We start from the raw sequence: 25,631 nt of genomic DNA, 5'->3' as shown, positions 1-25,631 counted from the left end.
TGAACTGAAGTCAGGTTTAGAATTTAAGGTTTACACCCAGAGAATAGGTGCGTGATATCGGGAACTGACCGCCATCGAAGCCGATTCCGCCAACCTCAGGATCCATACCCGAGTACTTGGTGAAGGTCAATAGGTTGTCGCCGCTAAAGAAAACGCGCAGGTTGGTATTCCATGGCAGCTTCCTGAACGTATATCCCAGGAGCACATTTTTGATCCTCAGGTAATTTCCATTCTCCAGGAAGAAGTCTGAGGGCTGCTGGAAGTTCTTGTTCGGGTCGTTGGCCCTGATGCGTGGAATGGTACCACCTGTATTTTCCGGCGACCATGCTTCGAGGATTTTGTTCCACCTGTTGTAACCCTGTTCAGCACCGTTCAGGGTAGACTCCTTGAAAGCATGGAACAGTTTTACACCACTTACACCCTGTAGGAAGATGCTCAGGTCAAAGTTTTTATAGTTCAGATTGGTCGTAAAACCGTAGGTAAAGTTAGGGAAGGCACTGCCCATATATTTACGGTCGCTGTCGTTGATCTGTCCATCGTTGTTCAGGTCAACGAATTTAAGGTCTCCGGCTTTTGCCTCTGGCTGGATGCGTTTTCCATCTTTTACGTAAGCTGCAGCTTCGGCATCGGATTGGAAGAGGCCAGCAGTTTCAATCAGGTAGTAAGAATACAGCGACTGACCGATTTCTCCGCGATAAGGACTCAATACACCTCTCCAGCTGTCACCATTCAGCCAAATGGATTTAGGGTTGTCATCAATGGAGATGATTCTGTTTTTCAGGGTAGCGATATTCCCACTCAGCTCGTATGTAAGTTCGCCGGCTTTGTCTTTCCAGCTTGCTGACACTTCAAATCCCTTATTGCTGATTTTTCCTTGGTTCACAATAGGTGAACCAAGGCCATAAGAGGCAGGCCATTCGTTTTGCTGAGTGCCAATCAGGTCGAAAGTTTTCTTGTCAAAATAATCGGCCGTAAGGTTGAGCCTTGATTTCATCAAGCTCAGGTCCAGACCGATATCTGTCTGTTCAGAAGTTTCCCAGCTCAGGTCCGGGTTTAAGCGGCTACCCATGTACATCGACGGAGTTTGAGGAGCCCCGTTTCCAACCTGATAGATTGAACCTGCACTCAGGGCTGCGTAACCATAGTAATAGGGTACGATACCGAGGTTACCTATTCTACCCCAACTTGCCCTGAACTTTAACAGATCAATGCCTTCAACCTGGAAGAAAGGCTCAGAGCTCAACTTCCATGCTGCAGTTACGCCAGGCAGTCCTTTACCCCGGTTGACCTCTGCAAAGCGACCGGCGATGTCATAGCGGTAACTTCCAGTCAGGAAATAGCGGTCTGCCCAGCTGTAGGAGATCCTGCTGACGTAAGACAGGTTACGGTCTTTAACATCATTGGATCCAGGGCGGTCGAGACCAAATTCAGCCGCATTGGAGAAAAATTGTGCCCAGTCGGCTTCGTTTTCAAATCCCTGTGCCCTTACGTTGAAACCTTTGTTACCTTGCTCCTGGGCGGTCATGGATACCATGGCACCAATAGCGTGTTTGTTAAACTGTCTGTTGTAATTGGCCGTGTTTTCCCAGATGTAGTGATATCCACGGTCTGTAGAATAATTCAGGTAGTTTTGAGTGATCGGTTTGCCTGGTTCTGTTCTTTTAGGCTCAAAGTTTTTGTACAGGTTGTTGTTGGTGCGGTATGAAAATCTGGAGATGAAGTTCAATCCTTTCACAATGTCCGATACCGTCAGTTCGGTAATCGACTGCAGGTCGTTTGCTTTATTGTAAGGCTTATTGCGCAAGAGTGTCGCCACTGGGTTTACGGCGTCACCATGTATACCCAGGTATTGTGAATCTCTCGGGCCCACACCACCAAAGGAACCATCCGGATAATAGACAGTTGCTGAGCTTGGCATATAGATGGCGGATAGAATTGTGCCGGTGTAACCTCCGGCAGTAGTTGTTCCCCTGTTGTCATTGTTGTTCCAGAATAAGTTCTGACTTAGTTTTACGTGTTTATTGAACTCGTAGCTGGTATTGAAGCGCAGAGAAATATTCTGGTTATAGGTGTTTAACAATGTTCCTTCTTCACGTTCGTAACGTCCCTGTAACAGGGTTTTGAACTGATCGGTTCCTCCATTGATGCTGATGTTATGACGCTGTACGATACCTGTACGGAAAATCTCATCAACCCAGTTCGTACGTGTTTGTTGTGCATAAGGATTCTTGCTGATGTCCCAGCCATCTAATGGCGTCAGGCCTGCATTTTGATAAGCCAGGTTGGATACCCTTGCTTCTTCTTCTGCCGTAAGTGCTTTGGGCAGTTTCCAGGCAGTTTTTGTTCCGGTGAATCCAGAATATTCAATCATCGCCTTTCCTTTGGATGCCTGTCTGGTAGTGATCATGATGACACCCGCAGATCCCGAAAAGGCACCGTAGATTGCTGCTGAGGCCGCATCTTTAAGAACGGTAATGGACTCAACGTCGGCTGGGTTGTAGGGTGCATTGGGTACCCCGTCAACTACATAAAGTACATTTTCTCCGTTCATCGAGCCCATACCCCTTATGGTTACGGCAGGCGTGCCATTCGGGTGTCCACCACTACTGATTACAGTAACGCCGGGAACTTTACCCTGAATCATGCTCTGCACATTTAATACGGGTCTGTTTTTGATTTGTTGCATATCCGGAACGGTGGCAACAGCGGCAGAAAGATCCTGCTTTTTCACAGACCCGTAACCGATTACCACCACCTGGTTGAGGTCGTTCTGTTCTTCCTTCAGCACGATGCTGATGCTCGACTTTCCATCGGCAGCAACTTCCTGCGTTACATATCCTGTGTAAGAGACAACCAGTGTGGCATTGTCGCTCACATTCTGGAGGCTGAAGTTACCATTACCATCAGTAACGGCACCGATGGAACGGTCTTTTACCTTGATGGTGGCTCCCGGCAGGGGAGCGCCTTTTTCATCGGTCACCTTTCCTTTGATGTCCAGAAATACTACCTTCTCTGGTACCGGAGCTCCTTTTCTGGTGATGATGATGGTTTTGTCTTCAATAACAAAATCAAATGGCTGTCCTTTCAGGCTTTCCTGAAGGGCCACTTCCAGGGATACATTGTTCAGCGCAACATTCACTGGTTTCGCTATTTTGATCTCATTGTATTTATAAAAAAGATAGTAGCCGCTTTGCTTTTCAATGCTGCTGAGTACCTGCTCAAAGGCGATGTTTCTGCCCTTTATGCTGATGCGCTGCGAATACACCTTCGCGCTGAGCTGAAGGCAGGTAACCAGGACCAATACCGCGGTTAGTTTCATCATTAGAAACGTTTTAAATGATATCAATGGCGTCTTAACCGCCATTTTACCATAAGGATTAAATTGCATACTTTTGTTCTGTTTGGATTAAAATGATAGTTTCTGTCAAGGGTTATTATTGATCATCCAGATTCCCTGCAAGGGGATTTTATTGAGCCGGGGGTGTTCGCTGCACTTCCGGTTCTTTTTTGGGATCATAAAGGTGGTAGTAGTTATGTTTTCATATTCCTTTTGATTTTAGCGTCTGTATTTCATTTAGTTCTCTACAATAATTTTCTTTCCTTGCACCCTGAAATTGATTTTGCTCAGCTTAAGGATCCTCAATACGCCGGAAACATTTTCACTGCGTTTGATTTTACCCACATATTCGTCCGTTGGTATGTTTCCGGAGTAGCTGATTTCGACATCATACCACCTGGAAACCTGGCGCATGATGGCCTGCAGGTCCTGGCGGTCAAACTTGAAGTAGCCGTTTTTCCAGGCTACAGCACCCTCGGTATCTGCAGTGGTTATGGTTTTGAATAATCCCGAAGCACTAAGGACGGATTGCTGCCCGGGAACAAGGAACCGTGCTTTTCTGTCTTGTCCGCTGACCTTTACGCTGCCTTCCAGTAAGGTTGTCCTGACATCATCCTCATCCTCGTAAGCATTGATGTTGAAATGAGTTCCGAGTACCTCGACCTCCTGGTTGCCGGTGACGACAACAAAGGGCTGATGTTTTTTTGCGACTTCGAAATACACCTCTCCGGTAGTTTCCACACGGCGAGGGCCTTTTTCAAATGCTGTGGGAAAGCTGATGGAAGATCCTGAGTTTAGCCATACTTCTGATCCATCGGATAAAGTGAGGTGATATTGTGTGCCGCGGGGAGTGCTTACCGAGTTGTAAGTGTTGGCAAGCCTTCCCGGTTTATTGATCATTTCATACATCAGGGCTTCGTCGTGTTTGTCTTCCAGCTTAACGGTCGTGCCATCAGACAGGGTCAGGATGGCCTTGTCCACACCAGGTAAGATGTCGTTCTGTTGATGTGCGGGAGCCTGACTTAGCATTACCGATTTCTCTTTTGAGCCGTTGTGGTAAAAATATAGCGTAACAGAGCAAATCAGGATCACTGCAGCTGCGGCGGCCATGACTTTCATTCTCTGAAAATTACGCTTTACGATGTTCTGCTGGATGAGCTCATGCCTGATCTCCTGGTGCATCTCCGTTTTCAGCTGATGCTGTTCGGCAGGGCTCATTTGTTCAAGAATATTTTCGTGTATATCGTGCGCTTCGTAATAAGCATCAAGAAAAGCCTCCTCTTCAGGAGTAGATTTCCCCTGTCTGTATCTGGATATGATCTCCAGAAACTCCGCTTTTTCTATGTCTTCTCTTCGTGGCATATATCATCATGACAGGTCAGATGATAAAAGTCCCATGGAAAAAGAAAATATCTTTTAAAGTGTCGTGATATGCATACCGGAGCGATAAAAGAAAGCGGGAAAAATAGATTTATTTTGACAACTAAAACAACCTGATCAGCAGTGTCATCAGAAGAAACAGTGCATCGCGCAGTACGAGCAGACTTTTGCCCAATTGATTCTGAACCGTCTTTCTGGAAATCCCCAGCTTCTGTGCAATTTCGCTCGTGCTTTCGTCCTGATGAAAACGCATCTTAAAGATTGCTTGCTGTGCATTGCTCAATGTCTTTAACAAACACTCGTAGGTTTTGTAAAGTTCTTTGCCCAGTAAATGAGCATCTGCCTGCTCCCTCGCAGCCTCTGTCTCCAAGAGCAACGTGCTGACAGGCGTGTATTTCTTTTCTTTTTCGAAATGATTGAACACGGCATTTTTTACGGCCGTATGAAGATAAGCGGGAAGGTTTCGGATTTTACTGCTGTGGCGGTTGCTCCATAACTTCAGGAAGATTTCCTGAGTGATGTCTTTTGCCTGATCCTGGTCTCTCAGCCGTTTATGAGCATTGACATACACAAGGTCCCAGTATTTATGATATAGCGCATCAAAGGCAAGACTGCTGTTGTTACGCAGTTCAAGCAATAATAATTCCTCATCAAAACCGGAAGTATCTTTTGTGAGCATGATCTAATAATAGTTGTTCAATACCTGACAAAAAAAGCGCATTGCTATTAAGCCAAGATTATGCAACTATTATTTTATGACCATAGGTTATTCTTTCTGCCCTTTATTTACTTTCCGTTTTACGGATCATCAGTTCCAGCAACTTAAATATTCCTTCCAGGGCTTTTTCTGTAGCACTATTGGCGGTGACAATGTAGGCCAGGTTTTTGTCCTTATTGATGAGGGTATAACAATAAAAGGTGCCCGCAGATCCAGCGTGTTCGGAACTGTTTTTCCCTGTTTCATTTACATTCAGCCATCCGAGGGCATACTTGTCAAAACCATAATGAAGGTAGTTGTAAGTCGCAGCTTTCAGAAAATTGTCCTTTCCGGTCAGCCCGGCGAGGTTCATCTGTACCCAGCGTGCGTAGTCGGGGAGCGGCATACTGATGTCTCCGGCAGGCTCGGCAAGGTTCAGGTTGTAGGCTGTACCGGAAGGGAGCGCCACGAGGCTGTCGCCCTCCAGCCAATGGCCCCAGGGTTGATTGAGGTCCGTCCTGTTGGGCCAGCTGAACTTATATTTGAGCTTCAGCTGTGCTGACAGTACATCGTCGACCAGCTGTTCCCAGTTTTTGCCGGATGCTTTTTCCAGCATCAGCGCGGCGATGCTGTATCCAGCATTGGAGTAGTTGTAGGTTTCATTGTTTTTCTCCAGCGCATCGTGTTTGACGAGGTACTCCACAAACTGGCGGCGTTGTTCAGATTTCAAACCGCTGAATTTCGGCAGTCGCTGAAACTCTTCACCACTGGTGTAAGGTTTGATCCAGGCCCGGTGTGACAGGAGTTCGGCCAGTGTCATGTTAAAATATACGGGGTTGGAGGCTTCCTTCCATTCCGGGAAAAGACTGAAGAACTTCGTGTCCCACTGGATTTTTTTGTTTTCTACCAGATGTGCGGCAATGAAAGCAGTAATCGCCTTTGTGTTGGAACCCAGATGGAAGTAGTCTGTTAACTGGGCCTTTGTAGAAGGGTCAGTGATGCCGTGGCGGTGAAAGCCGATGGTATGAAGCTCCAGGATACGCTCTGATGTTAAAATGGCGAAGCCTATTTCGGGAATATCATTGCTTTTTCTGATGCTGTCTGCCAATTGGACGAGGTTCTGCGATGTCGCCTTTTGTATAAGAAGAAAAAATAAGGCCGTTGTGAATAGGTATTTCATTCCTGCAAATTACCGAAATATATAGCGGAATCCCATGGGAAGTAGAAAGAGAGCGCATCTCATTCAATGTTGTTGTGTTGAATAATTGATCATCCAGCGGATGCCAAAACGGTCAGCAAAGCTGCCGAAGTAATCTCCCCAGAAGGCATCTTCCATTGGCATCTCTATTTCTCCGCCTTCAGACAAACCCTTAAATAAACGGTCTGCCTCTTCGCGGCTTTCTGTATGTACAGAAATGTACATGCTGTTCCCTTTATTCAGCACATGCCCGAATGAAGGCAGTATATCCGAAGCCATCAATATGGTGTCTGCATTGATGGGAAGAGAGATGTGCATGATCCGGTTTTTCTCATTTTCAGGTACATTCTCCATTCCAGGGCCATCAGACATTCTGCTGACCATCAGAAATTCACCACCAAAGACAGATTTGTAAAGGTTGAATGCTTCTTCGGCCTGGCCGTCGAAGTTCAGATAAGGATTCATTTTAGCCATTGTCGTTTTGTTTATCATAAATTTAATGAGATAAAATTAGAAAGCAACAATGGTGATTATCCCCCTGCGTTGCGACAATTACAGGGGGGGATTGAGACCATAAATGAACATTCGATAGCTCACCTGCGTCTTGTTCAGGATGCCACTGTCGGCAAGTCTTTTTACATTTTTGTAGGTGGAACAAATGCTGATGGGGTGCCCTGCAGCCTTCAGCTCCAGCCAGAGGGCTTCGGCATCAAACGTTTTGTTGGTTTCCTCAAAATGTTTGAGGATCAACCGTTCATTAGAAGACAGTTTCCGGTTACACGTGATGTTCATTACATTCTTCCTTTCAGTTCTTCGCTGCTGGTACTACGTTCATTGCTATTGCCGGCGGTTGAACCACCAAAACGGTAAGTGAAAGAGAGTAGCCCGTACCGGCTGTCAGCATTCCTCCGGTTGCGGAAAATGACGTTTTCAAAAGACATCTCCCGGCGGACGCGATACCCTTCAAAGATGTCGTTCAGCATTAGCTTGATGCTGCCCTTACCTTTCAATACCTCTTTCTGCATACCGGATGAGATGATGCTGTAGGGCTTGATATTGGTGATGCCGGTGGCTTCGCCGGAGATGTAAAAAGCGCTGAGCTCTGCTTTCCATCCTTTGCCCAGTTCAAAGGTGTTCTGCGAGTTTAGACTCAGCGTGTTTCCATTATTGTTTACCGTTCCGGTGCTGCTGCTGATGCGGTACCTGTTATGGTAGATGTTCAAAAACTGATTGCCGGACCACCATTTGAAGAACTTCGTGCTGGCTGTAATGCTCAGTCCGTAGTTGCTGAAGGACCCCAGGTTCTCCGGGCGTTCAAAGGTGACGTTTTCATCACTCAGTCGGCCGATTTGGTCTTCAATTACATCACCTGCATGGCTGTAGCTGAGGGTCGCGAAGTAGTGCGACTGGTATCCGTAGCTGAGCTCGAAAGCATTGACGATAGAAGGCTTCAGGTAGGGGTTTCCTTCATAAAAGGCAAAGGGATCATCATACACACGGAAAGGATTCAGGTCCCAGTAGCTTGGACGTTTGATCCTCCGGCTGTAACCGGCTTTGATATTCTGGTTTTCGCCAATGTCCCTGGTCAGGAACAGGCTGGGGAAAAGACCAGCATAATCTCTCTTAAAGAGGGAGTCGGTGCTCAGCTGATGACCTTTGGTGTCGGTATATTCGGTACGCAAACCAGCCTGAATGCCATAATTGCCCAGTGTAGCATTGAAATTGATATAAGCCGCCTGGATGTGCTCCTTATAGATAAAATGGTTACTGGTACTGGCATCATATACATATTGACCTGTCTGCAGCGTATCATAACGCAGGTTGTTTTCTGTACGTACATAACTGCCTTTCCATCCGGCCTCCAATTTCGATGTTTTACTTAGCGGCAGGGTGTAGTCCAGCTTGGTCGCGTAAATGTCGTTGTTGGAGGGGATGTCACCGCGGCGGCTCGCAGATGGCCTGACTGGGGAAGAGCTGGCATCTACATAACGTGTGTCCAGCAGCTGGTTCATCCTGGAAAAATGATAAACATAATCCACATCCGCTTTTAGCTCATGTCCTTCCTTATTGAACTTATGGATATAATTCAGGTTATAGAGCAGGTCACGCCAGTGTTCATCCCCTTCGGTTTGTGTCAGGGCGTTCCAGCGGAAGCTGCCATCCGGATTGTTCATCATGCTGGAGCTGACCTGACTGGTCGGGTATTTGCCAATGGCCCCGTTAATCAGGAAACCAATCGTATTTTTGTCGTTGATGTTCAGGTCTGTCCCGAATCTGAAGTTGTGTGAACGCAATTTTGCAAACTCCTTATTTTCCTGCTGTATGCTTTGCAGTAACAAAGGAGCGCTACCATTGCTGCTGTCAAAAAAATGCCTTCCTGCTTTGCTTCCGCTCTCCAGGTTCTGGTTATTGGAGTTGTAGCTGCCGTAAACGTTCAGGACATTGCTGCGGTAGTTGAGGCTGATGCCGCCGCCATTGCGGATGTCCCTGCCGCGACCGATATTCCCGGAAATGCTTCCATTAAAGCCAGTCATGGTGTTTTTCTTCATCACGATATTGACAATCCCGCCGCTGCCGGCAGCATCGAACTGTGCGGTAGGGTTGGACATGATCTCGATCCTGGAGATCGATGAGGAATTGGTTCCTTTGAGCAGGTTTGCCAACTGGTCGCCGGAGAGGTAGGTGGGCTTACCATTGATCATTACGGTCGTGCCGGAGCGCCCTTTTAAGGAGACTTCGCCCCCCTCAGTCACGGTCAAGCCAGGAGCCTTACTGAGTAGTTCCAATGCAGTATTCCCTTCCGCAAGAATGCTCTTTTCGATGTTCATCACGGTCCTGTCCAGCGTCTGCTCGATCAGCGGCTTCTGACCGCTGATGGTGACCGTATTCAACAAGCGGCTGTCTGTCTTCAACCTGATGTCCCCAAAATGATGATGTTTGCGGATTTCGGTCAGTTCCACCACCTGGCTATAATAATCTTCATAACCCAGGTAGCTGATCTTTACCAGGTACTTTCCTTCTTTCATATCAGAAAGGGCGAAGTTGCCGGCGGTATCGCTCATCAGGGAATGGATTTTCAGTGAGTCGGTATGGCGCAGGATGGTGACCGAGGCAAATGGAATTTGCTGGGCTTTCTCATCCAGAATTTTTCCTGAGATTTTCTTTTGTGCTGCGGCCATGAGGGAAGAGCAGCAGAGCAGGGTAATTATATAATGTTTCATCTTGTTACAATGTAGTTGGAGCTGGTTTAGGGCTTTTCTTTTTTCGCTTTTACCCGACCAGATGTAGCATCCGGTGACCGGTACTCACAATGGTTTTGTTCAGGGGAATCAGGATGATGGTAGCGAAAGGGATGGAGGTAGATTGCGCATCGGAGACCTTCCCGATCATGCGTCCTTTGTTTGATTCCTGTCCTTGCACATAGAATATACAGACACACAAGATGCCCGTAAGCAAGATTTTCTTAATTTGCATTACTTTTAAATGTTTCGATTTAGGAGTAAACCCCCTTGGGGCTGGGTCATCCAGGTACGAACTGTATGACCCTTTTCTATATATCAATTATCACAACTCCGGCTTTTCCCCTACGTTATTTAGAATATTTTTAAATAATCTCATCGGAGGTCTTTTTTGCAAAGGTCACGAAGCGGAATTTTGCTGCAGATGATCCTTAGCATCAGGATAGAATAGATACATCGCACGCGTACTTTTTCAAGATTAACCAGCTATTACCAGCAGGATAAAAATAAATTATGAAAGCGTTAGGAAATTAAATTACAAGGGTAGGGTATTTCATTTTTCTGTAAAACAGAGCCAATAGTGAGTTAACACACCGGGGATAGTTTTGCAAAAAAAACCATTATGCTAAAACCACCAAACTATTTCGATTTCTTAATTCCTGGAAACGGGAAAATACGCTCGCTATTTTTTGTACTCTTTTTGATAAATTGTTTTAGCCCTTTTTACGGCCATGCACAGACGAAATCTGTGACTGGTATCGTCATCGACAGCAAGACAAAACAAACCATTCCCGGTGCCAGTGTGGTCCTGAAAGGCGCCGCTGCGGGCACGGTAACAGATAAAAACGGACGTTACACCATCGCTGTGCCGAACGACGAGGCTACACTGGTCTTTGCCTTCATCGGTTTCCGCAAACAGGAAGTCAACGTTGGCGGACGACGTTCCGTGGATGTCGTGCTGCAGGAAGACGATCAGCAACTGAATGAGGTGGTCGTGACCGCACTTGGAATCACCCGTGAATCAAAATCCATTGGCTTCTCAGTGCAGAAGGTCGACGGACAGGTGCTTCAGGAATCTCATGAAACTAACCTCCTCAATACCTTAAGTGGCCGTGTGGCAGGTGTACAGATTACCAGTGCGTCCGGCAATATCGGTGCCTCCTCCAACATCCAGATCCGCGGACAGAACTTCGTGAGTGGTTATAACTACAACAACTCCCCGCTGTTTGTCGTCGACGGTGTGCCTGTAAGTAATAACAATGAGCAGTCTACGCGCGCCTTTACCGGACGTCAGGATTTCAACAACCCTAACCTTACCGCCAATGAAGGTGAGGTGGATTATGGAAATGCCGCCGGAGAGATTGATCCTAATGATATCGAAAGCATCACCGTATTGAAAGGCCCCAATGCTGCGGCTTTGTATGGTGCACGTGCTTCAAATGGGGTTGTGCTGATCACCACAAAATCCGGTAAAGGGACTAAAGGTGTGGGCGTTTCCTTCAACTCCCAGGCGAGCTTTGAATCTCCTTTGAAGTTGCCGGATTACCAATATACCTACGGACAGGGACGTGATGGCCAGTATGCTTATAAAGATGGTCTGGGTGGTGGAATCAATGATAACATCATGGAAAACTGGGGCCCCGCCATGAACGGGCAACTGATCGCTCAGTTCGACTCGCCAGTTGATCCGGTAACAGGGAACCGCATTCCTACGCCTTTTGTGGCTTACCCTGACCAACTTAAGGACTTCTTTCAAACGGGGCAGACCTATACGAATAACCTTTCTGTTGCCGGAAGTAACGATAAGCTGAACTTCCGCTTTTCATATACCAACACTGAACAAAGGGGAATTGTCGAGAATACAGACCTCAGCAGAAATGCACTGAGTCTAAACTCCGGGTACGCCATCACCCCTAAACTACGTGTGGATGTAAACATGAACTATGTAAACAGCGGTAGCGACAACAGGGCCAGCTATGGCGCCAAAAATGATGATGCCATCATGAGGATCTTCCTTTATATGCCGAGAAACCTGAACATCGAAAGCCTGCGCAACTATTGGAAACCTGGTTCTTCAAACCAGGTACAAAACAGTCCGATCTACAATGCCAACGGTACCAGGTTCAACAACCCGTTTTTTGTGGCCAATGAAAACCTCAACGGCAACAACCGCGACCGTGTGTACGGAAATGTGAAGCTGAACTATGACATCATGCCTAATCTGAAGCTGATGTTACGTACGGGCCGCGACTTCTATAACGACAAACGTACCATGAGACATGCGATGTCTTCAGCACAATATGTCAACGGTTACTATCAGGAAGATGATGTCTACTTCCTGGAAACGAACCATGATGTATTGCTCTCTTTTGATAAAAAGTTTAAAGATAAATTCTCTTTCAATGCTTCTGCAGGTGGTAACTTGCTGACGCAGACTTCGAAAAGGCTGGGTGCAATTGCCGGCAGACTGGCGATTCCAAATGTGTACAACCTGACCAACAATGCTACGCCAATCCTGGCGGGTAACGTGTATCAGCAGAAAAAAATCAATTCCATCTACGCAACCACTCAGTTCGGTTATAAAGATGCCTTATTCCTGGATCTGACGGGCCGTAACGACTGGTCCAGTGCACTGCCGAAACAAAACAATTCTTACTTCTATCCTTCAGCATCCCTGAGTCTGGTTGCAACGGATATGTTCAACCTGCAAAGCAACACCCTGAGCTTCCTGAAACTCAGGACCAGTGTTTCCTCGGTACGCCGTGACCTGGAACCTTACCAGACGGCAGCCAACTTCCAGATCTCCCAGGGATGGAATGGCGAAACTGTAGCTGTTCATAACAACAACTATCCGAACTCAGACATCCGCCCGGAGAAAGTAAATTCCTATGAGTTTGGTTTTGACTCCCGTTTCCTGAACAACCGCGTGGCTCTGGACTTTACCTTCTACAAAAGTACGACTACCGACCTCATCATTCCGGTGACACTAAACCCTTCTGCGGGTTACGATACCAAGCTGATGAACGTTGGTAAAATGACAAACCAGGGTATTGAGGTGATGCTGAACGCCACCCCGTTAAAATCAAGCAACTTCAGCTGGGACATCTCCCTGAACTTCGGCCTGAACCGCAACAAAGTGCTGAGGCTGGCTGAAGATATCGGCATCTCAAGGATCCGTCAGCTGGAGCGCTGGGCATCTCTTGAATTGCGTACCCAGAATACTAAAGGTGACGGCTCTTTCGGCTCCCTGTATGGCGATTACCTGATCTACAGAGACGGTAGCCTGACGCTTAAAAACGGGCTTCCTCAGGAAGAAAATGGCGACTGGGGTTTCATCGGCAACGTAAACCCGGACTATACCGCAGGCATCACCAACAACTTCAAATACAAAAAACTATCACTTAGCGTGTTATTCGGCATCCAAAAAGGTGGTGTGGTACACTCCCGTACCTACATCGATGGTATCAATGCCGGAAGTTTGAAAGAATCGCTGGTAAACAGGGATGAGAATGGTGCAGGGAACATGGTAGGTGAGGGGATCGATATCGACACCAACAACCCGAATGCAACGCCTGTAACGGTGCGTAACTACTGGAGAGCCTATTATAACAACGACAGGATTGCGACGTTTGATGCTTCTTATGTTAAACTGAGAGAGGTGAAACTCAGCTATGCTTTACCATCATCATTGATGAAGAAGATCGCTGTAAAAAATGGAACGCTTTCTTTTGTGGGAAGGAACCTGATCCTATGGTCCGATGTACCGAACATTGACCCTGAGGTTTCCGCATACGATGGCCAGTTCCAGGGTGTAGAGGCGATGTCTCTGCCTTCATTGAGAAGTCTTGGTCTATCCCTGAATTTAAACTTCTAATCGGGCAGCCCGGATAACATTATTTAAAAATATACAACGAACTGATGAAAAGATTTTCAATAATAATAGGCTTCATAATGGTGCTGCTGAGTGCATGCAGTAAGTTTGAAGAGATCAATGTGAACCCCAATAATCCCGCGATCGTTCCGGCAGAGATGCTGCTGCCACCAATCATAAGCGCCGCTGTAGGATCCATGAATGGCAGCGGCAGTCGCGCCGGTCAATATGTTCAACACCTGTCCTGGCTGGGTGGTACCAGCGAGGAGGACGGACGTTACAACCTTACCGGCGCCTCGTACCGTGAAGAATGGAATGGTCCGATGCGTCTGATCAAAGATGTAAATCAACTGAAAAATATTGCAGTAACGAACGGCCTGCCACAGTATGAAGCCATTGGCAGTATCATGAAAGTATACATCCTGTCGCTGATGTCTGATGCTTACGGAGATATTCCCTATGCTGAAGCAGGTATGGGTAATGTGAGTGGTCTTGAATTTGCACATTTTCAGTCGCAGCAGGAGGTCTACGGCCTGATGCTGCAGGAGCTGGAAGCGGCAAACCAACAGCTTAAAAACCTGCCTGCAGGTACGGTTATCAGCAGGGACATCCTTTTTAACGGTGATGCTTCACGCTGGAGAAAGTTCGCCAATGGCCTGAAGCTGCGCATCCTCATGAGGGAGTCGGCAAAGGTAAATGTGAATGCTCCTGTAGCTGCAATCTTCAACAATCCTGCAGAATATCCGATTTTTGAAAATGTTGCCCAGCAGGCAGTACTTACGTATAATAACAGCACTGATTTTTACACCTGGTACATTCAAAATCCTCCTGCTGATGGTAGTGGTGTGGACTTTGCGGCAAATAGCAGGGTAAGTAACGTGATGGTAGACCTGCTGAAAAGCAAGAACGACCCGCGACTGGCCATATATGCTGCGCCTACAAAGAATTCCTTTACGGCAAACAAAGCCAATCCAGCGGTGCCATTGGTATACCGCGGACAAAGGGCAGGTCTGAGCACTGCTGAACAAAATGCCGATTATACTACTACTGGGTTGAACAAAGACGATTACTCGGTAATCGGCAAAAGAATCCGTAAAGAAAACCGTGCGTTTCTCATGACCTATGCAGAGCTGATGTTGCTGAAGGCAGAAGCGATACAACGTGGTATGGGCGTAAATGGTACAGCTGCGGCGGCTTACCTGGATGGCATCAAAGCATCCTTCGATAAATGGAATGCAGGTTCGGGTGTGCAGGCAGATGCTCCTTTTATCTCTGACGCACAGAAGACAGCTTATTTTGATCAGGCAGGGGTGGCACTTTCTGCAGATAATCCAATTAAACAGATCGCGGAGCAGCTTTGGATGGATTCTTTCCTGAACGGTTTTGAAGGATGGGCAGGATGGAGAAGGCTGCAGTTCCCCCAGCTTGCAGTAGGGCCGTCTGTGCTGTCGCCTATTCCCGTACGTTACGTATACTCAGATAATGAGCAGAACAATCCAAACCTCATCCAATGGGTAAATGAAACCATGGATGGAAAGATGCCGACACATAACGTAAAAGTATGGTTCCAGCCTTAACAGGAACCATACACTCAACAGTTCTACATCAAGTCAAAGGATCTTTATCAAGCAAAAAACAAAAAAGATGAGAAATTTAAAAAAGGCGCTGCTCGGCTCAGTGATGGTGTTGGGAGCTCATGCTGCCACTGCCCAATATAAGGTGAATGAAAATACGCATTCGCACAACGACTACCTGCAGAACCAGCCCTTTTATACTGCACATAGCAACCACTTTGCCTCTTTGGAAATTGACGTTTTCCTGCAAGGCAGGGAGCTGCTGGTGGCACACACCTCAGCAGAACTGGATGTGCGCAGGACAATAGAAAAGTTATATCTGGAACCCTTACTTAGGGAAATCAACCTCAATGATGGTAAAGCTTATAAAAATGGCGATCACCTGCAGCTGATGATCGACCTGAAAACTGCGGGCGCCCCGACCATGAAGGTGCTGGAGGAAAAGTTAAAACCCATACGCCAGTATTTTGATGTGAAAAACAATCCAAATGCAGTGCGTGTGGTCATTAGTGGTGATGTGCCTCCCGCAGATCAGTTCAGAAACTACGATGAGCTGTTTTTCTTCGACGGTAAGGCTGGGTTCAATTACACGCCGGAACAGCTGACAAGGATCGCTTTTTTTAGTGCACCCCTGCAACGCTTCAGTAAATGGAATGGCCTTGGAAGAATGGTCGAAGAGGACTATAGCAAGGTGAAACAGTTTGTCGATTCTGTACACCAGGTAGGCAAGCCGGTACGTTTCTGGGGAAACCCGGATACCAAGACCTGCTGGCAGGCCTTCATCAAGCTAGGAGTGGATTACCTGAATACAGACTCCCCTGCGGAGATGGCCAGGTTCCTGAATACCTATCCGGATAACAACTACCTGGCTTCGGTTAAACATACACCATACCGCCCTACTTATAAGAGCGATGTTACAGGCAAAAAGCCTAAAAATGTGATCCTGCTGATTAGTGATGGTGCCGGATTTTCCCAGCTATGGGCGGCAGCGACAGCAAACGGCGGACTCCTGAATGCGACAAACTTCAGACATCTCGGATTCTCCAATACTGCCCCGGCGAATGATTACAATACTGACTCCGCTGCTGGTGCTACGGCAATGAGCACAGGGGAGAAAACCAACAACAGGTATATCGGAATGGACAGTGCAGGTAAGGCGATCCCTACACTGGTTGAGGAACTCTCCGCCCTTGGTATGCGCTGCGGGGTGGTGAGCAATGACCGTGTTACCGGTGCTACTCCCTCTTCATTCTTTGCACACCGTAAGGAAAGAGATCAGGCAGACAGCATTGCGGCCGACCTGTTGAAAAGCCCCATCGCACTGGTCATCGCTGGCAAACATAAAACATTTGACGACAACAACCAGGCTCTGACCAATAAGCTGAAAGCAAAAGGTTTTGAGTTTGGTGATGGCCTGGCCTCGCTGAATGGCCTTTCTTCAAAGAAACAAGTAATTTGTTTTGATGGCGACCGTCCTGATGAACAGTTCCACATGATTGAACATGCCTTTGAAGCCAGTGTGAAATTTTTAGGTACCGATGCAAAGAAAGGATTCTTCCTGATGATCGAAGGTGCTAAAATTGATGGCGGTGGCCATGGCAACAAAATCAAACAGTGTATTGATGAATACCTGAGCTTCGATAAGGTGCTGGGTGAGGCATTGCAGTTTGCCGATCAGGATGGCGAAACACTGGTGCTGGTGACTTCTGATCACGAGACCGGAGGCCTGATCCTCTATGATGGGAATTATAAGACAGGTTCGGTAACAGGGACATTTACCACAAATGACCACACAGGGCTGCCAGTTCCACTGCTGAGTTATGGTCCTGGTGCAGACCAGTTCACTGGTTTTATCCAGAACTCGGATATTCCAAACAAAGTAAAAGCAATGCTGAAAAAATAACTCCTGATTGCGCTCCTCAATTAAGAGTCGTCAGCTTGAAATGATTTCATGCTGGCGATTTTTTTTTTAGGATTTAACCCGGACTGAAATCCGTCTCAGCTAAAGCGCCGGGGGAGACGGTCTAGAGGTCGAACTTTTGACTGATGTTCATGGCAAGGGCTGGAGGGATATCGAGCAAGCTTTGCTTGTCAATCATAATGACTTCTTCAAATTTAAAATTGAAATAGCTGAGGAAGTAGGAATGGCCTTTGCGCAGGCACATTTTCTTGACACCTTCGCCAGTACCTGATTTGACATCAATGTAGCAGTCTTCATCAGTAGTATTGTTCAACATTACTGATCCTTTGAAGTGCAGGTCAATTGCAGTTTCCTTTTTTTGATGCATGCTTACCCGACTGTCTTTGGCCAGTTTAATCAGAATGCCATTGAAGTTATTTTCCTGCTCTTCACCAGGAGCATAGGTGTATACACCCGCAGCCTGATGGCGATTTTGACTCAGTGCCATAAATGAAAAGTAGCAGACACACAGGATGCTGGCCGCAATGCCTGTAAATAAGGCAATTTTTCGCCTTCTTTTACTGCGGTCGGCCTGTAGATTCTGATGTGAAATATTTTGCCAGGCACGGATCTTCACCGATCCTTCTGCAGGCATGGTACCCTCCAGATCGTTTTCAATGGAGTTTCCGCTCATCCAGACCAGATAACGTTCCCATTCTGCATCAGAGGCATTTCCCGACAAACACTTTTTCAATAATTCCGGATTCATGACCTGTTTTAACTATATATTATCATAATACGTTCCTTTCCCCTATGCGACATTTAAGATCTTGGGTATTTTTTTAAACCCTTCCTTAAAAAATTAAGCGCTTTTGTCAGCTGATTCTCCACCGTTTTCTCGGAAATCAACAAATTAACCGCGATCTCCTTGTTATTCATGCCCTTTATACGGCTCAATTGATATACATCCTTACATCTTTCCGGCAGCATCCCGACCAGTTTGTCTACATCTTCTTTGAGAAATCTGTATAAGACCTGTTTTTCCGTGTGGTGGCTGGAGGCCGACTGGCGCAGTTTATATTCATCGATTTTCTGTGTTTTCCGGATTTCATCGCTGTAAATTCTGGAAATCTTGAAGCGCACTGCCCGGACCAGGTAATTTTCTATGGTGGACTCGGTTAGCAACAGGCTATCCTTACGCTGCCAGAGTGAGGTGAATAAATCCTGCACCACCTCTTCTGCCTGAAAGCCATCATTCAGATACTTGAATGCAATCTGATAGAGTTTATCCCAATAGCTTTCATATAGCTGAAAAAATGTATTTTCATCTATCTTGAGTGAAGGCTCGTTGGAATATGAAGGTAATTCAGACAAATTATCGCTTGCGTGGAGCTGCAAAGATAGTTTTATTTATAATCGATCCAAATAGATTAGCTGTTCATCACATTTTTTTAGGGGTTGATCACATTTTAAAACAGAGCTGAAAAATGCTTAGTACTATTGCAGCATCAATTCTATTACGAATACAATCATCAGACATGAAAGAACATTCCGCAATAAAACAACTAAACGAGGTCACTAAGATTGAGCTCTGGGCATTTACAGGGGTCATCTCCCTGTCATTGATTTTTTCATTCAGCTATGCACCCCATATTGAAAACCTGATCCCTCACTTTTTTACGGGAATGGGGCCATGGGTGAACCTCTTCTTCAGTTACATCATCACCTGTATCCTTTATTTCAGCCTGGTATTGTTTGTAGAGCGGATTCATGTCCATGACAACCAACGTGGATCAGGAGCGGTATATTTCATTTATTTCATGATTGGCTTGTTTCTATTACTGGGCATGGTCAATGTTTATTTTGCTATCCTGATGGCCATGAGGATCTTTGTGATTTATTTCAGGTCAGCAAAAGAAAGAAAGGAGCTGGGCTATGATGGCGAGGCCACAAGACTTTTTGCAGGCTGGTTATTGCTTTATGCTATCGCACTGCTGACGGACATGCCGGCATTGGCACGTTCCTATCTGATGTTGGTCGCGCCAATGGCCATCCTGATGTACCTTCAGCTTTTATATGTAGTGATGCCACGTGTGATGATGAAGAAAAACCGCCGCTGGAGTTTATTTGGTACCTCATTATTATACACCCTGATTTCTTCCATGCTGTTAGGGATCGTGTTTTTATTGTTGAGTACGAAGCACAATATGGATGAGGAGATGGTCGCTTTTACAATGCTGCTCAACCTGGCTACAGCACTCGTCGTCCTGCCTATCCTAACCTGGGAGATTTACAAAACCAGGAACAGAAAGAGAAATGAAGAAATCAAAGTACTTCAGACGGAGCTGGGTAAATCGGATGCCAGCCTGAACTTCCTCAAATCGCAAATTAACCCTCATTTTCTATTCAATGCCCTGAATACACTTTACGGCACTGCCTTACAGGAGCGTGCCGAACGGACCGGCGAAGGCATCCAGATGCTGGGAGACATGATGCGGTTCATGCTGCAGGAGAATATTGAAGACAAGATCCTGTTGTCCCGCGACATTGAGTACCTCAATAACTACATCGCCCTGCAGAAGCTGCGCACCTCTGTATCCCCAGACATCAGCATTGAAACACAGATCGAACAGGATGGTCAGGGCCTGCAGATTGCCCCTATGATCCTGATCCCTTTTGTTGAAAATGCCTTTAAACATGGCATCAGTCTGAATAATCCTTCACACATTAAGATTACATTACAGCTAACTGAGAACAAACTCTATTTCGATGTACACAATAGCCTTCACCTGAAGTTGGAGAACGATCCTGAGCGCCTGCAGAGTGGCATTGGTCTTCAGAATGTCAAACAGCGCCTGGCGCTGCTTTATCCTGAAAAGCATGAGCTCATCATCAGGCAGAATGCCAAGGAGTTTTTTATCCATCTGATTTTACAGCTGGAGGGAAATCAGTAGTTTTAGCATATGATTGCCATAGCTATTGATGATGAGCCTATTGCGCTTGACGTGGTGAAATCCCACGCCTCCAGAGTGCCCTTTGTAGAGTTAAAAGCATGTTTTACGAATGCTTTTGAGGCAATTACCTTCCTGCAGCAGCAGAAGACGGACCTCATCTTTCTGGACATCAAGATGCCCGACATCAGTGGGATGGACTTCTTAAACAGCCTTCAGAATCCACCGATGGTGATTTTTACCACTGCCTATTCGGAACATGCGGTGAGGAGCTTTGAGCTGGATGCGGTAGACTACCTCCTGAAACCCTTCTCATTGTCGCGGTTTTTGAAAGCTTGCAATAAAGCACAGGAACTCTTTCAGCTGAGACATCAGGCTTCAGGAGAGGGGGTGATCAGCTCAATTTTTATCAAAGATGGCTATGAGCAAGTCAAGGTCATGCTGGATGAGCTGCTTTATATCGAGGCTTCCGGTAACTACACCCAGCTGCATCTCAACGGAAACCGGCTGCTGAGTACACGTGTTCCGCTGAACGAAATGTTGTCCATGCTCCCTCCAGGCAGGTTTGTCCGCGTGCACCGTGCATTTATCGTCGCTAAGGATAAAGTGAGCAGGTACGATAAATCGCAGGTCCAGATTGGCCAGCGCAGCATTCCTGTCGGCATGACCTACGTAAATGCCCTCCAGGAATTGCATTGATTGGATATTTCCCTTATATCAGGGTCCTGAAGCTGAATTCGGCAATTGCGCTCCCCGAAATAACCAGCCTAAAAATGAAAAAAGAACCTTGGCGCAGGTTCTTTCTCAATTAATCTATAAAAAACAGGATTGATAATTTCAATTTTGTTGTTGTCTGACTAGCTGATGTCAAGCAGGTTGAGCTGAAACTCAACGCTAAGCTGGTTGTTTGCTTTGACCATTCCTCCCAATCTTTTCGGAGGAGTGAGGTTAAAGTCTGAGAAGTTGATGCTGCGTTCTCCGACCATCCTGATGACATTTTTGCTGGTTCTGGTGAAGGTATAACTGATCTCGAATTGTTTAGTAACTCCTGCAAGTTCTATCTCTACCATTCCTTTGAACTCGTCCTGTTTCACTACAGTTATCGGGTTAGCACTGAGTGATATAAAACGGATTTTCAAGTGAGGGAACGCTGTGGCCTTAAGGGTCTTTCTCAGGTCGGAGGTCATCATGGCACGTCCGCAGTTGAAAGCATTGACCGGAAGGCTTACCTCTCCTGTCAGGGAGATGGTTCCGTTCGATCCACAATTTTTAAGAACGAGTGTGTCTGGGCTGGTATAACTAGGAATTGCGCAGCTGAACTTGTTTACGTTGGTACTGCCGTTTACCTTTAATGAGCCACCTTTGGATACTAACCATTTTGTGGAACTTGTTTTGGGGCCTGGACCTTCTGAAGGTGTAAACCCATATAAAGCAAGTAAAATTAGCGTATATAGAATAGGGTGTTTCATAACAATTGAGTTTTAAAAAATAAGCCGGGTCAACATCCGTCGCGCCCCGGCTTAACCATCAATCAACCTAAAAGCCTACAACGGCTTGGATCATAAATCCTTTAAATTCACCACCTGAGAGGTAGTTCGTTGTAGGGTAGTCTTTGTATTTCTGATTTACCAACTCTCCTTTCAAAAGGATGTTGTTCGTTAAGAACCAGCCGGCACCAAATGAGGTACGTTCAATTTTAACATCATCAGTATAAATTATCGCAGGGATAGCTGCTGTTGTACCTGTTGCAGGTACAGCGGCGACATCTGCCAGTCTTGCGGATACGGTGTTGTAACGTGCAGCGATGAACAGGTTTTCAGATTTTTTGCTGCCAAGGCTGAATCTGTACACACCTTCGATCGCAATCTGTTCTGCTTTTCTGGTGTCTATTTCTCTGGCAGTCCTTCCTTTAGAAGTTTCGTAAGTACCGAAGACCTCCATTCCTTTGTATTTCAGGAAACCATTCAGCATCACGGCATCGATTTTCTTAGTGAAACCAGGGTTGAAACGTCCTGAGAATGCATTGGCTGCGTAAGTGCCACCTAGTTTTTCCATCACCATGTAGTAGTTGGAACCGGTACGGTCGCCACCATAAAGGGTGTTGCTGCCAGAGCTTTTGTTGGTATAGTAAGATGCTGCAACACGTACTCTCAAATCTGTATTCACTTGTTTGTCAATACCACCTTTTAAATAGATAGACGGAGATTTGTGGATGTTGTCATCCTGAGGAGTAGCAATCAGGCTGTCAATGTTACCTTTGATCATACCACTTCCAACTCCCAGCATACCGAACAGGGCGCCTTTTCTTAAGTAAACCTCACCACCAATCTCAGTTGTGAATGCATCCATGATGTAGTTTTCTACAAAGGGGTTGTACAGTGACTGACCGCCATCTGTTCTGCGGAAGTGCTGATCACCGTAGTTGATCTCAGAGTGGCCAATTTTGATGGTCGCATATTTCATGATCTCATCCCAGATTTGTCCTTCGAATGGAAGTTTATCGAATTGAATGTATCCGCCTTTTACCCATGTTTCAGTATGGTGACGTGCTGCAAGATAGCTGGTTAAGTTCATCCTGATACCTTCGCCCAATTGTACATCCATGAACAGATTGGCATTGGCGGTGTTAAATCCTGGTGAGATCCTGTACAGGCCACCCGCAGTGTTTTCATGTTTTAAACTTTGGAAGGACTGGGTGAAACCTGCACCGAAGTTTACTTTGATTTTATCAAATGGTTTGTTGACACTGTCTTTAGGTGCTTCGAACACATTGATACCTCTTTTATCGTAAGGGCGGATGTTGCCTAATTCTGTTGCCTCCTGGGCTTGTGCCAGGGCAGGGCTTGCCAGTAACACGACTAGTGTAGCTCTTTTTATCCAGGTAAAGTAATTCGTTTTCATGATTTTATGGTGTTAAGTATGTATGGTACTATGAGTAATGTTGAGTTATTTTTGCAGTTTCAAAGTGTATTCAATGGTCAGGTCGTCATAGACTTTCATCGCACCCAGCATGTATGATGGAGGTTTGATGCCATATTCGCTCATCTTGATCTTGCGTGATCCTTTAATTAGGAAGCTGCCGTCCGCATTGGCTGTTATTTTGCCTTGCAGGTCTACCGCTTTACTGGTTCCACCGATGGTCAGGGTACCGTTAGCTTTTACCTGTTGGTCAGCAACGTCTGCTTTGGCCAGCTTAAAGGAGATGTTTGGATATTTATCTGCGTCCATTGCTTTGTGCGCACGTCCGGTCATTGAGTTTTCTTTTGCTTTCAGGTTTTTTACTGCAAGGCTGAAGTTTAACGCGCTTACATCTTGTAAGGCATTACCTTTAAGGACCAACTGTGCATCTCCGGAAAGTTGCGTTGCAGTCATCACCCAATCGTGGATGTTGGAAGTACCTAGAACTTTTATTTCTGAGCCGGCAGCGACTTTATAAGTCTGTGCAGACAAATTCGCAGCAACAAATATTAATGCGATGGTGAAGAGTTGAGCTATTCGTTTCATGGTGGTAATTATTAATTGTTTATACCCCAAAAGTAGGGAGGTTTGGAAGGCTGGGGTATGACACAACTTATCGGAAATGGTGATGTTGATCACTAATTCATTATTATTGTGTGTTAATAATTTTTATGAAGATCCACTGTTTTCAGCACGTCGAATTTGAAGGACCCGCAGATATCGCTTTCTGGGCGGCAACCAGGGGGCATACGCTGACTTATACTCGTTTTTATCAGCATGAAAAGTTGCCCGAACTGGCAGAGGTAGACTTTCTTTTAGTGATGGGTGGCCCAATGGGCGTCTACGACGAACATTACTATCCATGGCTGTCAGAGGAAAAGAACTTTATCCGGAAAGCAATGGGTAGCGGTATACATGTGTTGGGGATCTGCCTTGGTGCCCAGCTGATTGCACATTGCGCTGGCGCTGAAGTAAGGGCCGCTCCTCACAAGGAGATCGGCTGGTTCCCGGTATACGCGACAAGGGAGAGTGCTGAGGTGCCCTGGTTTGAGCGATGGTTTGCAGATGGCCTGATGTGCTTCCACTGGCATGGCGACCGCTTTGAGCTTCCTATCGGAGCTGTTGACCTGGCGAGGACGGCAGCCAACGATCACCAGGCATTTCTTTTGAACAAACGTATATTGGGACTGCAGTTTCATGCAGAAGTGACGGCAGATGCATTGGAGGGTTTTGTCGCCAATGGGGCGCATGAGCTGGTCAGCTCTGCTTTTATACAAGATGCCACATCCATATGCTCCCCGGAGCAGCCTGTACAGGAACTGAATGTCGCCATGCACCAGTTGCTGGATGATTTTTTAACACAGTAACCGCGTATTGTTCTATATTTAGCATTTAGCCGCACAATAGCGCACCCGGAAAATGAAAAAGAATAGTTTTTTTAGTTTTATTCATATTGATGGCTATTCTGCCACGCCTAAATACCTGCAGCTGTCCAGCGCCATTATTAAAGCGGTAGAACTGGGAAAGCTGAAACGTGATGACCTCCTTCCGTCTATTAATGAGCTGAGTTACCAGCTTGAAATCTCCAGGGACACCGCAGAGAAAGGATATAAGTACCTTAAAAGTGTGGGCATGATCAATTCTGTACCTGGTAAAGGATACTACATTACCAACAGTGATTACAAACCGCGCCTTAAAATTTTCCTGCTCTTCAACAAACTCAGCGCACACAAAAAGATCGTATACGATTCCTTTATCGCTGCTCTCGGTGATGATGTTTCTGTAGACTTTTACATTTATAACAATGATTTTACACTCTTCAAAAGATTCCTCAGCAATGCGAAGGAGGAGTATAGTCACTACGTCATCATTCCACACTTTATCGAAGGAGAAGAGTACGCCAGGGATGTGATCAATGCGCTTCCCAAAGAAAAGCTGATCCTGCTGGATAAGAAGATCCCCGGCATTGACGGGGAATATGCCGCCGCTTATGAGAACTTTGAGCAAAACATCTATGATGCTCTGGAACAAGCCCGAAAGCAACTCAGTAAATACCATACCCTGAAACTTATATTTCCCAGGAAAAGTTATTTCCCAAAAGAAATCGTGGAAGGCTTTGGCCGCTTTTGTCAGCAATATGCGTTCAACCATAAGGTGATCAGTAGTATTGCCACGGAACCCATCGACAAAGGAGAGGTATACATCAGCCTGATGGAAGATGATCTTGTGGTGCTTTTGGAACGGCTTATCGGGCTCAAGCTCATGATTGGCAAGGAGGTAGGGGTCATCTCCTACAATGAGACCCCCTTGAAGAAGATCATCCTCAATGGCATCACCACCATCTCGACGGACTTTAGGTTTATGGGGACGATGGCGGCAAACCTCATCCTTGAAAACTCAAGGAAACATGTAGAAATTCCTTTCTACTACACCAGAAGGCCCTCGATCTAGTCTTCCCCATTTTTCATTTTTGCGGGTCAGACCATGATGGTACATGACAGTTGAGCAAAACAACTTGCATAAATT

The 25,631-nt window shown here is 46.2% G+C and carries 20 protein-coding genes; 7 read left to right on the top strand and 13 right to left on the bottom strand.

Features of this window, described 5'->3' with window-relative positions; genetic code table 11:
- Nucleotides 1–16: 16 nt before the first annotated feature.
- The 8 genes from PBAL39_RS16440 to PBAL39_RS16405 all read right to left on the bottom strand — a co-directional run bounded on the left by PBAL39_RS16440 (nucleotide 17) and on the right by PBAL39_RS16405 (nucleotide 10,086).
- Nucleotides 17–3,322: a TonB-dependent receptor gene (locus PBAL39_RS16440; RefSeq protein WP_008243511.1), complete on the bottom strand. Its 3,306-nt coding sequence runs from the start codon at nucleotides 3,320–3,322 to the stop codon at nucleotides 17–19.
- A 252-nt stretch (nucleotides 3,323–3,574) separates the two neighbouring features.
- A complete protein-coding gene (locus PBAL39_RS16435; RefSeq protein ID WP_008243509.1) occupies nucleotides 3,575–4,699 on the bottom strand; it encodes a FecR family protein in 1,125 nt (374 codons plus the stop codon).
- 121 nt (nucleotides 4,700–4,820) lie between these two features.
- A complete protein-coding gene (locus PBAL39_RS16430; RefSeq protein WP_008243507.1) occupies nucleotides 4,821–5,396 on the bottom strand; it encodes a sigma-70 family RNA polymerase sigma factor in 576 nt (191 codons plus the stop codon).
- Between the two features lie 103 nt (nucleotides 5,397–5,499).
- Nucleotides 5,500–6,594: a serine hydrolase gene (locus tag PBAL39_RS16425; RefSeq protein WP_008243506.1), complete on the bottom strand. Its 1,095-nt coding sequence runs from the start codon at nucleotides 6,592–6,594 to the stop codon at nucleotides 5,500–5,502.
- A gap of 63 nt (nucleotides 6,595–6,657) precedes the next feature.
- A complete protein-coding gene (locus tag PBAL39_RS16420; protein WP_008243505.1) occupies nucleotides 6,658–7,086 on the bottom strand; it encodes a VOC family protein in 429 nt (142 codons plus the stop codon).
- 78 nt (nucleotides 7,087–7,164) lie between these two features.
- Nucleotides 7,165–7,404, bottom strand: coding sequence for a transcriptional repressor (locus tag PBAL39_RS16415; RefSeq protein ID WP_008243504.1), 240 nt, complete (start codon nucleotides 7,402–7,404; stop codon nucleotides 7,165–7,167).
- Nucleotides 7,404–9,833, bottom strand: coding sequence for an outer membrane beta-barrel family protein (locus PBAL39_RS16410; RefSeq protein ID WP_083801766.1), 2,430 nt, complete (start codon nucleotides 9,831–9,833; stop codon nucleotides 7,404–7,406). The genes PBAL39_RS16415 and PBAL39_RS16410 overlap by 1 nt, the downstream gene beginning before the upstream one ends.
- A 49-nt stretch (nucleotides 9,834–9,882) precedes the next feature.
- Nucleotides 9,883–10,086: a hypothetical protein gene (locus PBAL39_RS16405; protein ID WP_008243502.1), complete on the bottom strand. Its 204-nt coding sequence runs from the start codon at nucleotides 10,084–10,086 to the stop codon at nucleotides 9,883–9,885.
- A gap of 387 nt (nucleotides 10,087–10,473) precedes the next feature.
- On the opposite strand from PBAL39_RS16405, the gene PBAL39_RS16400 reads away from it, so the two are divergent.
- The 3 genes from PBAL39_RS16400 (at nucleotide 10,474) to PBAL39_RS16390 (ending at nucleotide 17,199) form a co-directional block, all read left to right on the top strand.
- Nucleotides 10,474–13,725, top strand: a complete 3,252-nt coding sequence (locus tag PBAL39_RS16400) for a SusC/RagA family TonB-linked outer membrane protein (RefSeq protein ID WP_008243501.1) — start codon at nucleotides 10,474–10,476, stop codon at nucleotides 13,723–13,725.
- Between the two features lie 44 nt (nucleotides 13,726–13,769).
- On the top strand, nucleotides 13,770–15,299 hold the full coding sequence (locus PBAL39_RS16395) for a SusD/RagB family nutrient-binding outer membrane lipoprotein (RefSeq protein WP_039866862.1): 1,530 nt from the start codon (nucleotides 13,770–13,772) through the stop codon (nucleotides 15,297–15,299).
- Between the two features lie 67 nt (nucleotides 15,300–15,366).
- On the top strand, nucleotides 15,367–17,199 hold the full coding sequence (locus tag PBAL39_RS16390; RefSeq protein WP_008243495.1) for an alkaline phosphatase: 1,833 nt from the start codon (nucleotides 15,367–15,369) through the stop codon (nucleotides 17,197–17,199).
- Between the two features lie 121 nt (nucleotides 17,200–17,320).
- Here PBAL39_RS16390 and PBAL39_RS16385 read toward each other — a convergent pair whose 3' ends face one another.
- Complete coding sequence (locus PBAL39_RS16385; protein WP_008243493.1) at nucleotides 17,321–17,965, bottom strand: hypothetical protein; 645 nt, start codon at nucleotides 17,963–17,965, stop codon at nucleotides 17,321–17,323.
- A gap of 53 nt (nucleotides 17,966–18,018) precedes the next feature.
- Complete coding sequence (locus PBAL39_RS16380; protein WP_157274062.1) at nucleotides 18,019–18,594, bottom strand: RNA polymerase sigma-70 factor; 576 nt, start codon at nucleotides 18,592–18,594, stop codon at nucleotides 18,019–18,021.
- Nucleotides 18,595–18,734: 140 nt separating this feature from the next.
- On the opposite strand from PBAL39_RS16380, the gene PBAL39_RS16375 reads away from it, so the two are divergent.
- Both PBAL39_RS16375 and PBAL39_RS16370 read left to right on the top strand, forming a co-directional pair.
- Nucleotides 18,735–20,150: a sensor histidine kinase gene (locus tag PBAL39_RS16375; protein WP_008243490.1), complete on the top strand. Its 1,416-nt coding sequence runs from the start codon at nucleotides 18,735–18,737 to the stop codon at nucleotides 20,148–20,150.
- Between the two features lie 9 nt (nucleotides 20,151–20,159).
- Entirely contained in the window at nucleotides 20,160–20,846 is a 687-nt protein-coding gene (locus tag PBAL39_RS16370) for a LytTR family DNA-binding domain-containing protein (protein WP_008243488.1), read from the top strand.
- 158 nt (nucleotides 20,847–21,004) lie between these two features.
- Here PBAL39_RS16370 and PBAL39_RS16365 read toward each other — a convergent pair whose 3' ends face one another.
- From PBAL39_RS16365 to PBAL39_RS16355, 3 genes are all read right to left on the bottom strand, one after another.
- On the bottom strand, nucleotides 21,005–21,616 hold the full coding sequence (locus PBAL39_RS16365; RefSeq protein WP_008243484.1) for a YceI family protein: 612 nt from the start codon (nucleotides 21,614–21,616) through the stop codon (nucleotides 21,005–21,007).
- A 67-nt stretch (nucleotides 21,617–21,683) separates the two neighbouring features.
- Nucleotides 21,684–23,048 carry a hypothetical protein gene (locus tag PBAL39_RS16360; protein WP_008243482.1) on the bottom strand — a complete coding sequence of 455 codons (1,365 nt, stop codon included), beginning with the start codon at nucleotides 23,046–23,048 and terminating at the stop codon, nucleotides 21,684–21,686.
- Between the two features lie 45 nt (nucleotides 23,049–23,093).
- Entirely contained in the window at nucleotides 23,094–23,651 is a 558-nt protein-coding gene (locus PBAL39_RS16355) for a YceI family protein (RefSeq protein ID WP_008243481.1), read from the bottom strand.
- A 125-nt stretch (nucleotides 23,652–23,776) separates the two neighbouring features.
- Between PBAL39_RS16355 and PBAL39_RS16350 the strand changes: the two genes are divergently transcribed.
- Both PBAL39_RS16350 and PBAL39_RS16345 read left to right on the top strand, forming a co-directional pair.
- Complete coding sequence (locus PBAL39_RS16350; RefSeq protein WP_008243479.1) at nucleotides 23,777–24,472, top strand: type 1 glutamine amidotransferase; 696 nt, start codon at nucleotides 23,777–23,779, stop codon at nucleotides 24,470–24,472.
- A 52-nt stretch (nucleotides 24,473–24,524) separates the two neighbouring features.
- Nucleotides 24,525–25,556 (top strand): GntR family transcriptional regulator, encoded by a 1,032-nt coding sequence (locus PBAL39_RS16345; protein WP_008243477.1) that lies wholly within the window; start codon nucleotides 24,525–24,527, stop codon nucleotides 25,554–25,556.
- Nucleotides 25,557–25,631 lie beyond the last annotated feature (75 nt).

This window comes from Pedobacter sp. BAL39 (genome assembly GCF_000170795.1).
Taxonomy (GTDB): Bacteria; Bacteroidota; Bacteroidia; order Sphingobacteriales; family Sphingobacteriaceae; genus Pedobacter.
Note: the sequence above shows the minus strand (reverse complement) of the source record. Positions and strands in the feature narration are given on the sequence as shown.

Coding starts and splice junctions, on each gene's coding strand:
- PBAL39_RS16345 (WP_008243477.1), top strand. CDS start 24,525: ATGAAAAAGAATAGTTTTTTTAGTTTTATTCATATTGATGGCTATTCT.
- PBAL39_RS16365 (WP_008243484.1), bottom strand. CDS start 21,616: ATGAAACACCCTATTCTATATACGCTAATTTTACTTGCTTTATATGGG.
- PBAL39_RS16360 (WP_008243482.1), bottom strand. CDS start 23,048: ATGAAAACGAATTACTTTACCTGGATAAAAAGAGCTACACTAGTCGTG.
- PBAL39_RS16425 (WP_008243506.1), bottom strand. CDS start 6,594: ATGAAATACCTATTCACAACGGCCTTATTTTTTCTTCTTATACAAAAG.
- PBAL39_RS16405 (WP_008243502.1), bottom strand. CDS start 10,086: ATGCAAATTAAGAAAATCTTGCTTACGGGCATCTTGTGTGTCTGTATA.
- PBAL39_RS16375 (WP_008243490.1), top strand. CDS start 18,735: ATGAAAGAACATTCCGCAATAAAACAACTAAACGAGGTCACTAAGATT.
- PBAL39_RS16395 (WP_039866862.1), top strand. CDS start 13,770: ATGAAAAGATTTTCAATAATAATAGGCTTCATAATGGTGCTGCTGAGT.
- PBAL39_RS16385 (WP_008243493.1), bottom strand. CDS start 17,965: ATGAATCCGGAATTATTGAAAAAGTGTTTGTCGGGAAATGCCTCTGAT.
- PBAL39_RS16410 (WP_083801766.1), bottom strand. CDS start 9,833: ATGAAACATTATATAATTACCCTGCTCTGCTGCTCTTCCCTCATGGCC.
- PBAL39_RS16420 (WP_008243505.1), bottom strand. CDS start 7,086: ATGGCTAAAATGAATCCTTATCTGAACTTCGACGGCCAGGCCGAAGAA.
- PBAL39_RS16355 (WP_008243481.1), bottom strand. CDS start 23,651: ATGAAACGAATAGCTCAACTCTTCACCATCGCATTAATATTTGTTGCT.
- PBAL39_RS16435 (WP_008243509.1), bottom strand. CDS start 4,699: ATGCCACGAAGAGAAGACATAGAAAAAGCGGAGTTTCTGGAGATCATA.
- PBAL39_RS16415 (WP_008243504.1), bottom strand. CDS start 7,404: ATGAACATCACGTGTAACCGGAAACTGTCTTCTAATGAACGGTTGATC.
- PBAL39_RS16370 (WP_008243488.1), top strand. CDS start 20,160: ATGATTGCCATAGCTATTGATGATGAGCCTATTGCGCTTGACGTGGTG.
- PBAL39_RS16430 (WP_008243507.1), bottom strand. CDS start 5,396: ATGCTCACAAAAGATACTTCCGGTTTTGATGAGGAATTATTATTGCTT.
- PBAL39_RS16400 (WP_008243501.1), top strand. CDS start 10,474: ATGCTAAAACCACCAAACTATTTCGATTTCTTAATTCCTGGAAACGGG.
- PBAL39_RS16390 (WP_008243495.1), top strand. CDS start 15,367: ATGAGAAATTTAAAAAAGGCGCTGCTCGGCTCAGTGATGGTGTTGGGA.
- PBAL39_RS16350 (WP_008243479.1), top strand. CDS start 23,777: ATGAAGATCCACTGTTTTCAGCACGTCGAATTTGAAGGACCCGCAGAT.
- PBAL39_RS16440 (WP_008243511.1), bottom strand. CDS start 3,322: ATGATGAAACTAACCGCGGTATTGGTCCTGGTTACCTGCCTTCAGCTC.